Raw genomic sequence first — 13121 nt, forward strand, 5'->3', positions numbered from 1 at the left:
CCGAGGAAACCCATTGAAACCGACCGTCGACGTCAGGGGTGAGGCCACGACGCTGGACAAGCGCGTGACCTCACTCGACGACGCCATCCAGGCCATGGCCGAAACCCGTGACTTCGGCAAGCACACGAAGCTGCGGCGGGTCCTGGAAGCATTGCGGCGGGTGCTCATGCAGCCGGGCGGCGCCGCGGCGGTCCGGGCCAGGGCACAGGCGCTCGAGGAAGCCGGGCTCTTCCAGGGGACGGACTGGGCGTCCCCGGACATCCTCATCCCGGCGCTGGTCGGCCCGAGCCTGCACAGCGGAGACGCCGACACCGTCGTCATGGAGGCGACCAGCGAGCTGCGGATGCTCGCCGTCGCCCTCGGCGACTTCGCGCACCCGACGCTGCCCGCCGAGGACGCCCGCCAGTTCCTGTCCCAGGTGATGGCGATGAACCTGGAGCTGCTGTTCACCGCGCCCAGCGAGGCGGAGCGCACCCAGCAGGGCCGGACCGCGCAGCTCATCCGGGACCTGTTCCGTCACCTCGCGGACGGGATCGGTTACGACAGCCTCATGGACAACCTGGTCGACGAGATCTGGCGGATCCTGCGCCAGCGTCCGATACAGGTCGAGTCGGTGCAGTCCCTGATCACCCGGATCGCGATCTACCTCGACGATCCGGACGTCGCTCTCGGCGTGTCGTCGGGGCTGGGCATCGACCGGCTCATCACGAGTCTGTACGGGACCACCGAGGCGTGCCGGGAGGATCCGGGCATCGACGTCTTCCGCTCCCGGCTCGAGGCGATGGACACCGGTGGCCTGCAGTACGAGGCGGCGGGGTTCGCGCGGGCGATGCACGACACCGGCCTGGTGTCGCCGTACCACGCGGAACTGCTCCGGTTCCTGCTGCGCGAGAGTGACTACCTCCTCGCTGAGGCGCTCGGGCTGTCCGACACCGGCCGGAACTGCCTGCTGCGCTACAGCGAACTGGTGCACCGGCTGATCGAGGTGGCCGTGCACCCGCAGACCGCGCAGAGCGTCTACGGGCTGGCGCTGCTGCTCGACCGCGGCATCCTCTACGAGCCGCCGATCGTGCCCGCGCTCTGGCGCCAGCTGGCCCTTGAGCTCTCCCCGGTCGCGCGGGAGCGGCTGACGACGGTTTTCGGCGACGTGCCGGGCCCGCGGGCGCGGCTGGTCGCGGGCGTGCTCTCGATGCTGGGCCAGCCGCTCGGCGTCGGCCAGGGCGACAACCCCACCTGCCAGTCGGCCCGCGCGCTGTCGATGTGGTCCTACAACGACCCGGACTACCTGCTGCAGATGGTGGTCTGGGCGGCCCGCGACGACGAGATCCTCATGCACTTCGAGGGTCAGCCGATCTCGTCGAAGGACAGCGTGGCCGGAGTCGCCAGCACGCTGCCGATGGACCTGGACCCCGTATCGCTGCTCCTGGTGCCCCACCTGGACCGGATCTACGCCGAGATGGGGCGGCGCTGCGCCGAGCGGCCAGGGGATCCGCACCGGTGGGTCAACCCCGAGTTCCACGGCTGGTGGGCGGGCCGCGGGTTCCACATCAACGTCGACGTCGCGACCGGCAACCTGGTCGACCTCGACGAGTTCCTGCGGCAGTTCCACGCCACCTACCACCCGTCCTACAACGGCGGGCAGCCGCTGATCCATCCGCAGCCGGCCGGCGTCGCCGTCACCGACAGCGCCGCCCGCTACGTCGGCTGGCACGCGATCACGATCCTGCGGGCCGCGCCGGACCCGCAGGACGTCATGCGGGTGTACTTCTTCAACCCGAACAACGACAGCGGCCAGGACTGGGGCGACGGCGTCGTCGTCTCCACCGCGGGCAACGGCGAGCGGTTCGGCGAGGCCTCACTGCCGTTCGACCAGTTCGCCTCGCGCCTCTACATCTTCCACGCCGACCCGCTCGAGAGTGGCGAACCGGAGCGGGTGCCCGCCGAAGACATCGCGCGGATCATCGGCTACATCGAGCGCAGCTGGGGCAACGACCGGCTACCCGCGGGGATGCTGCAAGCCCTCGAAGGCCCCACGAGCCTGTGAGCCTTCTGCCTGACCACGAGGCATGGCGGTCGCAAGGGCGGGAGCCGTGTCCAGCAGCGCCCGTATGTCGCGCACCGCGGCCCGGCCCGCCCGGTTCGCCCCGATCGTGCTCGCCGACGGGCCGTAGCCGACCAGGTGCACCCGGGGATCCCGGACGGCCCGGGTCCCCTCGACGGCGATCCCGCCACCCGGCTCGCGCAGCCGCAGCGGGGCGAGGTGGTCGATCGCGGCGCGGAAACCGGTGGCCCAGAGGATGACGTCCGCCGCCACCGTGCGGCCGTCCGCCCAGCTCACCCCGTCCGGCGTGATCCGGTCGAACATCGGCAGCCGGTCCAGCACCCCTCGCCTTTTGGCCCGCTCCATCGCCTCCGTCATGGGCAGCCCCGTCACCGACACCACGCTCTGCGGCGGCAGCCCCCGCCGTACCCGCTCCTCCACCAGCGACACCGCGGCCCGCCCCTGGTCCTCGCCGAACGGCCCGGTGCGGAACACCGGGGGGCGGCGGGTGACCCAGGTGGTCTCGGCCGCCACCTCGGCGATCTCCAGCAGATGCTGCACCCCGGACGTCCCGCCCCCGACGACGACCACCCGCTGCCCGGCGAACGCCTCGGGCCCCGGGTACCGCGAGGTGTGCACCTGCCGCCCCCGGAAGGTCTCCTGCCCGGGGTAGCGCGGCCAGAAGGGCCGGTCCCAAGTGCCGGTCGCGTTGATCAGCGCGCGGGCGGACCACGTCCCGGCCGAGGTCTCGACCAGCAGCCCGCCGTCGTCGCCGTCGCGTACGGCGGTGACGTGCACAGGGCGTACGACCCGCAGGTCGAAGGCGCGCTCGTAGCGCGCGAAGTACGCCGGGACCACCTCGGACGACGGCCGCTCGGGATCGGCGTCGTCGCCGGCCAGCCGCATCCCGGGCAGGTCGTACATCCCGTGCACCTTGCCGTACGTCAGCGACGGCCACCGGAACTGCCACGCCCCGCCGGGCGCGGGGGAGTGGTCGAGCACCACGAACCCGGCGCCCGGCTCGTATCCCGCTCGCCGCAGGTGATACGCCCCCGACAGCCCCGCCTGCCCGGCGCCCACGACCACGACGTCCACGTTGTTCATGCTTCTACTAACTCGGCTCCGGCGCCGGTTCTTCCCCATCCTCCAGCCGCATGCCCCGGCTCTCGGCCACCCGCAGCGCGTCATGCGGCGCCTCGGCGGCTCGTGACCAGCCGCGCGGTCACGGCACCTGCTGCTCGGTCCAGATGCACTTTCCGTCACCGGTGTAGCGGGTGCCCCAGCGCTGGGAGAGCGCGGCCACCAACTGCAACCCGCGGCCGCCCTCGTCCGTCTCCGCGGCGTGGCGGATCCGGGGCGTGGTCAGACTGCCGTCGGACACCTCGCAGATCAGCCCCTCGCCGCGCAGCAGACGCAGCCCGACGGGGCTCTTGGCGTGCCGGACGGCGTTTCCGACCAGCTCGCTGACCAGTAGCTCCGCGGTCATGATGAGCGGGTCGAGGTTCCAGTGGGTCAACTGGTCGCGGACGTGGTCGCGGGCCTCGCTCGCGGCGATCGGGCCGTCGGACAGCGGCCAGGCGGCGATGTCGTCGGGGGCTGTCGCATGGGTACGGGCGATCAGCAGCGCGGCGTCGTCCTGTGTGAGCTCCTTCTCGGGCAGCAGCTCCGCCAGGACGTCGTCGCACAGCCGCTCCAGGGGTTCGCGCCCGCCCCGGACCGTGAACGCGCCGGACAGCGCTCTCGCCAGGTGGCGCATGCCGCGGTCGATGTCGCGGGTGGGCGATTCGATGAGCCCGTCGGTGTACAGCACCAGCAGACTGCCCTCGGGGAGGGAGACCTCGACCGTCTCGAACGGCGGCCTGGCCGCGCCCAGCGGAGGGTCGGGGGCGTGGTCGGGGAACTGGACGGCGCTCCCGGGGAGGATGATCCCCGGCGGTGGGTGCCCGGCCCGGGCGAAGGAGCAGATGGTGGTGGCCGGGTCGTACACCGCGTAAAGACAGGTGGCGTAGAAGTTGTCCCCGAGGTCGTTGACCAGGTCATTGAGACGGGTGAGGAGTTCGGCGGGCGGGAAATCCAGATCCGCGAGCGTGCGCACGGCGGTGCGCAGCCGCCCCATGGTGGCGGCCTCGGACAGGCCGTGGCCCATCACATCGCCGATCACCAGAGCCACCCGGGCGCCGGACAGCGGGATCACGTCGTACCAGTCGCCGCCGACGTCGATGCCCTCGCTGGCGGGCAGATAGCGCGCTGCGGTGGTGACCGTGCCCAGCGATGGCAGGGTCTGCGGCAGGAGTCCCCGCTGGAGCTCCTTGGCCCGGTTGTGCTCCGTGTCGTACAGCCGGGCTCGCTCGATGGCCTGCGCCATGAGCCCGCTGAGGGCGGTGAGAAGGGCCTGCTCCTCCTCGTCGAGATGGCGCGGCTCGGCGAAGGCGATGACCGAGCAGCCGATGCAGCGGCCGGAGACGGTCAGCGGCAGAAAGGCCCAGGCGGCCTTCTCGGCCGCGGCCGGGCGCCAGGCCATCGCCGGATAGCGCGCGATGTACTCCTCCGCCGAGCCGACGAAGGCCGGTGTCCTGCTGTAGTACACCTCGGCGATCGGGGAGACGTCACCGATCGGGGACCCGTCGATGGAGTCGAGGAAGGCGCGCGGATATCCGACGGCGCCGGCGACCCGTATCACCTTCCCCTCGATGAGCTGGACGACGAGGCCGGAGGCGCCGAACGGCCGCAGCACCCGCTCGGCGATGGCCTTCACCACGTCCTGCATGGTCAGGGCCTCCGCGAGGGCGTCCGTGAACTCGGTGATCCGGGTGGTGCGCTCGGCCGCCGCGCGTTCCGCCGCGGCGCGCTCCTCCTCGCGTGACCGGCGCTCGGTGACATCGGTGGCGTAGACCGTCAGCCCTTCGGGAACAGGGACCAGCCGCATGTGGTACCAGCGCTCGTTGGCGGGCCACCGCATCTCGAATCCGACGGGTGTGCCGCTTTCGGCGGCCTGTCGGCAGTGGGCCTCGAGGCCCGTTTCCGCGGCATCGACGCCGAGCTGCGCGAAGGCGTCCCACAGCGTCCGGCCGTGCAGCGTCCGGGGGGTGCCGAGCAGCCGCTCCGCCTCGACGTTGACGAAGGTGATCCGCCACTCGCTGTCGACCGCGAAGAACGCGTCGCTCATATGGCGCAGCGCACGGTTCACCGCGTCCCGGGTGATGCGGCTCTCGGTGATGTCGCATACCGTGCCGACCATGCCGGCGGGCTGATCGTCCTGTCCGAGCAGGACCCGACCCCGCGCGCTGGCCCAGCTCGTGGTCCCGTCGGGTCGGCAGATCCGGTACTCCACGCTGAAGACCCTGCGGTGGCGGATCGCCTGCTCGGCCTCGACCAGCACCCAGGGCAGATCATCGGGGTGGACCAGGCGCGTCCAGTTCTCGAACGGCTGCTTCGGGGCGCCCGGATCCATGCCGAAGAGGGCCAGGGTCGGCTCGTCCCACACCAGTTCTCCGGTGGCCAGGTTCCACTCCCAGGACCCCACCCTGAGCGCCTTGAGCGCCTGCCGCAGACGGGTGGCGGACGGCTCCTGCCGCACTTGGCCGTCCGGGCCCGCGTCGTCCCGGTCCGGGGAGGTTTCGGCGGGCCAGGCGGCCGGTGCGTGCTCCCGCAGCCGCAGCGCGGCCCACGCGGCGAGGGTCTCGACCGACTCCCGCTGCCGCCGGGTGGGCTCCTGCGCGCGGTCCGTCAGTACGGACAGCACGCCCGCCACCCCGCCCGGGGTGACCAGCGGAACCGCCAGCAGCCCGCAGTCGGCGGGCAGCGCCGGGCCGCGAGCGGCGGCGGTGTGGGCGGGCGCCCATACCGGCACCCCGTCGGCCACCGCGCGGGCCGGGGTGGTGACGCCGGACTCCTCGATCTTCTCCCAGTGCCGGGCGACCGTACGCGCGAGTCCGTGCGCCGCCATCAGCAGCAGCCCCGGGCTGACCGGGCCCCGCAGATGCACCATGCCGCCCAGCCCGCCCGCTTCCGTGACCGCGTGGTCCAGCGCGAAGCCCAGCAGCTCGGCGTCGCCCAGCTCATCGCCCGCCGTGATGATCGTGCGCAGCCGGGCGGTACCGGCCTGGACCAGGGGTTCCTGCTCGGCCATGGCTCACCTCCCGCCGCGAGCGCGCACGGAACCGGGGCGGTCCGCCGGGTATGCCCCAGAACATCACTATTCAACATACTCGCGTCCGAGAGCTGGGCGAGGAGGCGAGGAGTCCCTTGTCAGCGGCCCCCGGCGACCAGCAGCGGCGCGGCGCCCGCGCCCGGGGCCGGGCGGCCGTCCGCCAGCAGGCCGCGACCCGCCAGCTCCGGGGTCACGCCCTCGCCGAACCAGTACGCCTCCTCCAGATGCGGATAGCCCGACAGCACGAAGTGCTCGATGCCGAGCGCGTGGTACTCCTCGATCCGGTCGGCGATCTCGGCGTGGCTGCCGACCAGGGCCGTTCCCGCGCCGCCGCGCACCAGACCGATCCCCGCCCACAGGTTGGGCGAGATCTCCAGCTGGTCGCGTGAGCCACCGTGCAGCGCCAGCATCCGCTGCTGGCCCACCGACTCGCTGCGCCCCAGCGCCCGCTGCGCGGAGGCGACCGTCTCCGGGCCGAGCTGGTCGAGCAGCCGGTCGGCGACGGCCCATGCCTCGCGCGAGGAGTCGCGGGCGATGGTGTGCAGCCGGATGCCGAAACGGACGTCACGGCCCTCCCGCTCCGCCAGCCCCCGGATCCAGTCGATCTTCTCCTTGACCTGGGCGGGCGGTTCGCCCCAGGTGAGATAGACGTCCGTATGCCGGGCGGCGACCGGACCGGCGGCCGGGGAGGAGCCGCCGAAGAAGATCTGCGGCAGCGGGTCGGGCGGCACCGCGGTCAGCCCGCCCGCGATCTGGTAGTGCTCGCCGTCGAAGTCGTACGGCTTGCCGCCCCACACACCCCGTACGACCTCCAGGAACTCCGCCGTACGGGCGTACCGCTGGTCGTGGTCGAGACGGTCGCCGAAGCGCCGCTGCTCGGTGGAGTCGCCGCCGGTGACGATGTTGAGCAGCAGCCGCCCCCGGGTGATCCGCTGGTACGTGGCGGCCATCTGCGCCGCCAGCACCGGTGAGATCAGCCCCGGCCGGAAGGCCACCAGGAACTTCAGCCGTTCGGTGTGCTGGGCGAGCGCGGCCGTCGTCAGCCACGCGTCCTCGCACCAGGTGCCGGTCGGGGTGAGCACCGCCTCGAACCCCAGATGCTCGGCGGCCTTGGCGATCTGCGTCAGGTAGTCGATGTCCGGCGCCCGGACACCGCTCACCGGGGTGGCGCCCGAGCGGTCACCGCCGGAGTGGGCGTGCCGGTCGACGAGGGTGCGCCCGTCGCCGCCCGTCGGCAGGAACCAGTGCAGACGGACGGACATCAGGAGCCCTTCCCGAAGGTGCGCGGCGCGGTGCTGGACGGCGGCAGGCCGCCGTTGAAGCGGGTGTCCACGTAGTCGGCGAACGTGAAGCGGCGCGGGGTGAGCTTCAGCTTGGCGAAGGTGTCCGCGATCTCCTGCTCGGAGGCGATGGCGGGCTTGTCGATGGCCGTGTACACCCGGGTGCCGTTGGTGCGCTTCACGGCTTCCAGCGCCACGTCGTACGGGAGCCCCGTCTCCTTGCCCCACACCTTGGCCCATGCCTCGGGGTGCTTGTAGACCCACTTCTGGGCGCGCCGCAGCCGCTCCAGATAGTCCTTGATGACCTTCGTCTTCTTCTTGTCGTCGAGGGACGAGGGGTTGGCCACCTGGAAGTTGAGGCCGTTGGTCACGCCCTTGCCGGTGGTGAGGACCCGCGCGTGCGTCTGCTTCTGCGCCTGGGCCGTGTACGGGTCCCAGATGGCCCACGCGTCCACCTTGCCGCGGCTGAAGGCGGCGAGCGCGTCGGCGGGCTGGAGGTAGCTGACCTTGACGTCCTTGATGGACAGCCCGGCCTTACGGAGCGAGGCGACCAGCTGGTAGTTGGCCGAACTGCCCTGCGCCACCGCCACCGTCTTGCCCTTGAGGTCGGCGGTCTTCCTCAGCGGCGAGTCCTTCCCGACGAGGATCGCCTCACCGTCGGTCGTACCGTGCTTGGCGCCCACGACCTTGATCTTGGACTTGGCGGCGGCGGCCACGACGGGCGGGGTGTTGCCGACGCCGCCGATGTCCACGGCCTTGGCGCTCACGGCCTCCAGGATCGGCGGCCCTGAGGTGAACGTCGACCACTTGATCTTGTAGGGGAGGTTCTTCAGTTCACCGGCGGCGCGCAGCACCGCCTCGTCGTTGCCCTTCTGGTCACCGACGTTGAGGGTCACATCGCCCTTGCCGTCGGTGTCGCCGGGGGAGCCGGACGAGGCGTTCTGCGAGTGGGAGCTGACGCAGGCGGACAGCGGCAGGGCGAGGGTGATGAGCAGGGCCGGGGCGATTCGCCGTCTCATGTCAGCGGGTTCCGTTCATGGTGAGGGTGGTGCAGGGGGGTTCGTACGAGAGGGAGCCGAGGAGGCGTTACGCGACCTTCTCGACCGCGGCGGTCTCGGGCGCTTCCACGCCCAGCCGATCCAGGAGTTCGGTGCGCAGATCGGCGAGGTGCGGATCGGCGATGTCGCGCGGGCGGTCCCGGTTCACCCGGATCTCGTGCGCGATGACACCGCCGTCCATCACCAGCACCCGGTCGGCGAGCAGCAACGCCTCCTCGACGTCGTGCGTCACCAGCAGCACCGCGCAGCCGTGGCTCTGCCACACGTCGGCGACCAGCCGCTGTGCGGTGATGCGGGTGAGCGCGTCCAGGGCGCCGAACGGCTCGTCGAGCAGCAGCAGATCGGGTTCGCGCACCAGTGCCCGGGCGAGCGAGGCACGCTGCGCCTCGCCACCGGACAGCGTCTTGGGCCAGGCGTCGGTCCGGTGGCCGAGGCCCACCTCGTTCAGCGCCTTCTCGGCGACCTCGCGCCCGGGGCGGCCGGGCAGGCCGAGCAGCACATTGCGCCACACCCGCTTCCACGGCATGAGCCGCGGCGCCTGGAAGGCCACGGCCTTGCGCCGCGGCACCAGCACCTCGCCCTCGATCTCCCGGTCGAGCCCGGCCAGTACGCGCAGCAGCGTCGACTTGCCGCAGCCGCTGCGGCCGAGGAGCGCCACGAACTCGCCCTTGCGGACGGTCAGTTCGAGGTCGTCGATGACGGCGCGGCCGTCGAAGGACCGGGTGAGCGAGCTGACCCGTACGGCGTCATCGGCCGTCGCTTCCTTCTTCAAGGGGTTCACTTGCCGGTGAAGGTCGGTCGCCATTGCAGCAGCAGCCTCTCCAGAGTGCGGACGATGAAATCGGCGAGCAGGCCGAGGACGGCGTAGACGATCAGGCAGACCACGATGACGTCGGTCTGGAAGAACTCCCGCGCGCGGTTGAGCAGAAAGCCGATCCCGTCGTCGGCGTTGATGGTCTCGCCGAAGACCAGCGCCAGCCAGGCGGTGGCCAGCGAGTACCGCAGCCCGGTCATGGCCCCGGGCAGCGCCCCCGGCAGCACCACATGGCGGATCAGCCCCCAGCGGCCGAGTCCCAGCGAGTTCCCGGCCTCGATGAGCTGCGCGTCCACGCCGCGGATGCCCGCGTACACGTTCAGATAGAGGTGGAAGGCGACACCGAGCGCGATGAGCGCGATCTTCGGCGCCTCGCCGATGCCCATCCAGATGATGAACAGGGGGATCATCCCGACCCAGGGGATGCTGCGCAGCATCTGCACGGTCGCGTCGACCAGGTCCTCACCGAGCCGCGAAAGGCCGGAGATCAGTGCCAGCCCGACCCCGACGACCCCGCCGATCACCAGCCCGTTCAGCACCCGCTGCACCGACACCAGCATGGCGTGCGGCAGCGTGCCGTCCTCGATCAGACCGGAGGCGGTACCGGCGATGGTTCCGGGCGAGGCGAGCGCGTCGGTCGGCAGCACACCGGTCGCGCTGCACACCTGCCAGAGCAGCAGCAGGGAAAGGGGACCGGTCGTGCGGCGCAGCCAGCGGGGTACGGTGCGGCGGCGCGCGGACAGGGGCACGACCGGTTCGAGAAGAACCGGGGACACGGGGACTCCATGAAGGGGGTACGCCTCGGCGCCCGCACAACACGAGGGTCAGCGCGGCACGACGAGAACGAGAGAGGTGTGAGAGAAGGTCAGCAGGCGCCGGGACACGTGGCGGACGCCACCCGCAGCAGGTCGATGTGACCGCGCGTGGTGAGCAGGGCTGACGTAGACATGCCCTCGAAGCTAGCCAGCCCGTCCGAGGCAGGTCAACGCCGTCTTGCCCCTCGGACCTTTGTTGCGGGAGTTTTAAGCGAGCACGTACCAGGATGGAGTCATGGCTACTTTCCGCACCCACACGCTCGACATCACCACCGGCACCTCCGAGACCGTCGCCGACCTCACCGCCGACTGCGAGGCGTATCTGCGCGAGGTGGCACCGGGCGCCGACGGCCTGCTCAATGTGTTCGTCCCGCACGCGACCGCCGGGATCGCGATTCTGGAGACGGGCGCCGGAAGCGACACCGACCTCCTCGCCGCCCTCCGCGACCTCCTCCCCGCCGACGACCGCTGGCGCCACCGCCACGGCTCCCCGGGCCACGGCCGCGACCACGTCCTCCCGGCCATCGTCCCGCCCCACGCCACCCTCCCCGTCCTCGGCGGCAGCCTGGCGCTCGGCACGTGGCAGTCGGTGTGCCTGGTGGACACCAACCGGGACAACCCCCACCGCGAGGTGCGGCTGAGCTTCCTGGGCTGAGCTTCCTGGGCTGAGCGACCGGGTACGGGCGCGGGGCCGGTGCGCCTCCGCGCCCATAGCCGGAGTCTGCGGCGGTTCAGCAGGCGGAGTTGGTCTGGTTGAGGAGGCCCAGGCGCCACGGCAGGGTGTTGTAGTCGCCGCCGGCGTTCGGGTCCTTGCCCTGGTAGAGGTACTGGAGCTTGCACGGGTTGATGGTGAGGGTCTGGTCGGTTCCGGCGCGGATCAGCTCGCCGTGGCTGATGTCCTTGGTCCAGGCGCCCGCCGGGAAGGCGGTGGTGTTGGCCCGGGCGAAGGGGTTGCTCTCGGAGGCGGCCAGCTGGGTCCAGGAGCCCGCGAGGCTGCTGGAGGTCCAGGACCGGAAGTAGCGTTTGCCGTCCGATCCGATGGCCTCGACGATCAGCAGGTATTGGTTGCTGCCCTGCACCTTGTAGACGTTGCTCGCTTCGAACAGGGCGTATTTGTTGGAGTCCTGGGCCGCGATGACGGTGTTGGTGAAGCCGTTCGGGAACTGGGCCAGGGTGGTCTGCGAGCGGTACAGGTGTCCGTTGTCGTCGGAGGAGAACAGGTAGCAGTTGGCGCTGTCACAGATCACCCACATGTCCACCCAGTAGCCGCTGCCGATGTTCTGCTTGATGATGTCCGGCATGGCGGAGTAGAAGTTTTTCGGTGCGCTCCAGCCGTTGGGGTTGCTGATGTCGCTGTTGGTCGAGTACGAGGCGTTCCCGGTCTGGTAGACCAGGTACCACTTGTTCTGCGGCGCGAAGTAGAACACCTGCGGCGCGGCCCGGTAGCCGGTGCCGATGGCGGTGCGGTCCAGGTAGTGATGGGTGGCCGAGGCCGCTTGGGACCAGTCGCTGAAGCTGAGGTACACCAGGTTGTAGCCGGAGGAGCTGGCGACGCTGGCGAAGACGTGCCACTTGCCGTTGTGGTAGACCACCGTGGGGTCCTTGAGCCCCGCGATGTTGTGGGTGGCGTCCGGCTTCGGGGACATCAGGATCCCGCTGGAGTTCCACTTGAAGCTGCTGGGCAGGGAGGCTGTGGGGGAGGCGGGCGCGGCAGTGGACTTGGTCGCGGGCGTGCCGCCCAGGGCGGTCAGGGTGGCGTTGTAGGCCGCCTTCTTGCTGCCGTTGTTGTCGAAGAGCAGCGGCTTCTCCCCGGCGCGCCAGGAGTCGCTGTCCCGGATGCCCCAGACGGTGATGCCGGTGCAGCGCGCGACGTTCATGCAGGCCCTGACCGTGTTCGTGTACGCGGCCGCCGGTGCCTGCGCGATGTCCAGTTCGGTGATCTGCACGTCCACGCCGAGGGCGGCGAAGCTGGACAGGGTGGTCTGGAAGCTGGCGGGCGGGCCGCCGGTGCCGAAGTGGGCCTGGAAGCCGACGCAGTCGATGGGCACCCCGCGCGCCTTGAAGTCGCGCACCATGCGGTAGACGCCCTGGGTCTTCGCGGCGTTCCAGTCCTCGATGTTGTAGTCGTTGTAGCAGAGCTTGGCCGCCGGGTCGGCCGACCGGGCGGTGCGGAAGGCTTCCTCGATGAAGCCGTTGCCCAGCACGTTCTGGAACACCGAGGGGCGGTGCTGGCCGCTGCCGCCGTCGGCGAACGCCTCGTTCACCACGTCCCAGGCGTAGATCTTGCCCTTGTAGTGGGCCATGGTCGTGGTGATGTGATTGTTCATCACGCTGCGCAGGGTGCCCGCGTCGCCGATGCCGCTCACCCAGCTCGGCAGCTGGGAGTGCCAGACCAGGGTGTGTCCTCGGAGGCGCTGTCCGTGCGAGGCGGCTTGGTTCGCGATCTGGTCACCGGGCCCGAAGTTGAACGAGCCGCGGGACCGCTCGATGGTGTCCCACTTCATCTCGTTCTCGGGTGTGACCATGTTGAACTCACGGTTCAGGATGCTCGCGTACGTGCCGTCGCCGAGCCTCCCGGCGGCCACGGCGGCCCCGAAGTACCGCCCGGACTGGGCAGCCTGCGCGCCCAGCGTGGACGCCTTGGCGGCCTTCTCTTGAGCGGGGCCGGTCGCGGCACCCGCGGTACCGGCGAGGCCGGTCATCGTCATGGCGGTGGCCGCCAATAACCCGAGCATCGAGGCTCGGCGTCGGCCGCGTCGTCGTGGTGTTGGGGGCATGTCTCTCCTCGGCGGGTCAGGGATGGGAGCAAAATGGGAGCGCTCCCATGTTTTGCATCGTGGCATGAACACGACCGACATGGAAGGGTCAGGTGTAAGCCGCGCCGATCCCGGGCACCCGCGCCCCGAAAGCACGACGCCTACCAGAGCAGCGGGATCGGCGCGGGTGGCACCCACTCGGCCGGA

General features: G+C 70.9%; 10 protein-coding genes. 2 read left to right on the forward strand and 8 right to left on the reverse strand.

From position 1 onward, the window contains the following. Window positions 1-13: 13 nt before the first annotated feature. Complete coding sequence (locus tag ACH4TL_RS09685) at window positions 14-2044, forward strand: hypothetical protein (RefSeq protein WP_398309327.1); 2031 nt, start codon at window positions 14-16, stop codon at window positions 2042-2044. Here the strand turns inward: ACH4TL_RS09685 and ACH4TL_RS09690 are convergent. From ACH4TL_RS09690 to ACH4TL_RS09720, 7 genes are all read right to left on the reverse strand, one after another. Further along, entirely contained in the window at window positions 1997-3145 is a 1149-nt protein-coding gene (locus tag ACH4TL_RS09690) for an NAD(P)-binding domain-containing protein (protein WP_398309324.1), read from the reverse strand. The genes ACH4TL_RS09685 and ACH4TL_RS09690 overlap by 48 nt on opposite strands. Window positions 3146-3263: 118 nt before the next feature. Further along, window positions 3264-6170, reverse strand: a complete 2907-nt coding sequence (locus ACH4TL_RS09695; RefSeq protein ID WP_398309321.1) for a SpoIIE family protein phosphatase — start codon at window positions 6168-6170, stop codon at window positions 3264-3266. A gap of 119 nt (window positions 6171-6289) precedes the next feature. Continuing rightward, window positions 6290-7453 (reverse strand): LLM class flavin-dependent oxidoreductase, encoded by a 1164-nt coding sequence (locus ACH4TL_RS09700; protein WP_398309318.1) that lies wholly within the window; start codon window positions 7451-7453, stop codon window positions 6290-6292. After that, the gene (locus ACH4TL_RS09705; protein WP_398309315.1) at window positions 7453-8490 is read right to left on the reverse strand and encodes an ABC transporter substrate-binding protein; all 1038 of its coding nucleotides are present in this window, start codon (window positions 8488-8490) and stop codon (window positions 7453-7455) included. The genes ACH4TL_RS09700 and ACH4TL_RS09705 overlap by 1 nt, the downstream gene beginning before the upstream one ends. A gap of 67 nt (window positions 8491-8557) precedes the next feature. Then, entirely contained in the window at window positions 8558-9334 is a 777-nt protein-coding gene (locus ACH4TL_RS09710) for an ABC transporter ATP-binding protein (RefSeq protein ID WP_398309312.1), read from the reverse strand. Further along, on the reverse strand, window positions 9307-10119 hold the full coding sequence (locus tag ACH4TL_RS09715; protein WP_398309309.1) for an ABC transporter permease: 813 nt from the start codon (window positions 10117-10119) through the stop codon (window positions 9307-9309). Before ACH4TL_RS09715 ends, ACH4TL_RS09710 begins: the two co-directional genes overlap by 28 nt. 89 nt (window positions 10120-10208) lie before the next feature. Next, on the reverse strand, window positions 10209-10292 hold the full coding sequence (locus ACH4TL_RS09720; RefSeq protein WP_370593019.1) for a putative leader peptide: 84 nt from the start codon (window positions 10290-10292) through the stop codon (window positions 10209-10211). A gap of 101 nt (window positions 10293-10393) precedes the next feature. Here ACH4TL_RS09720 and ACH4TL_RS09725 point away from each other — a divergent pair, with 101 nt between their 5' ends. Further along, the gene (locus tag ACH4TL_RS09725) at window positions 10394-10813 is read left to right on the forward strand and encodes a YjbQ family protein (protein WP_398309306.1); all 420 of its coding nucleotides are present in this window, start codon (window positions 10394-10396) and stop codon (window positions 10811-10813) included. Between the two features lie 76 nt (window positions 10814-10889). Here ACH4TL_RS09725 and ACH4TL_RS09730 read toward each other — a convergent pair whose 3' ends face one another. Continuing rightward, window positions 10890-12881 (reverse strand): non-reducing end alpha-L-arabinofuranosidase family hydrolase, encoded by a 1992-nt coding sequence (locus ACH4TL_RS09730; RefSeq protein WP_398309303.1) that lies wholly within the window; start codon window positions 12879-12881, stop codon window positions 10890-10892. Window positions 12882-13121: the final 240 nt, after the last annotated feature.

Source organism: Streptomyces sp. NPDC021115, from assembly GCF_044333065.1.
GTDB lineage: Bacteria > Actinomycetota > Actinomycetes > Streptomycetales > Streptomycetaceae > Streptomyces.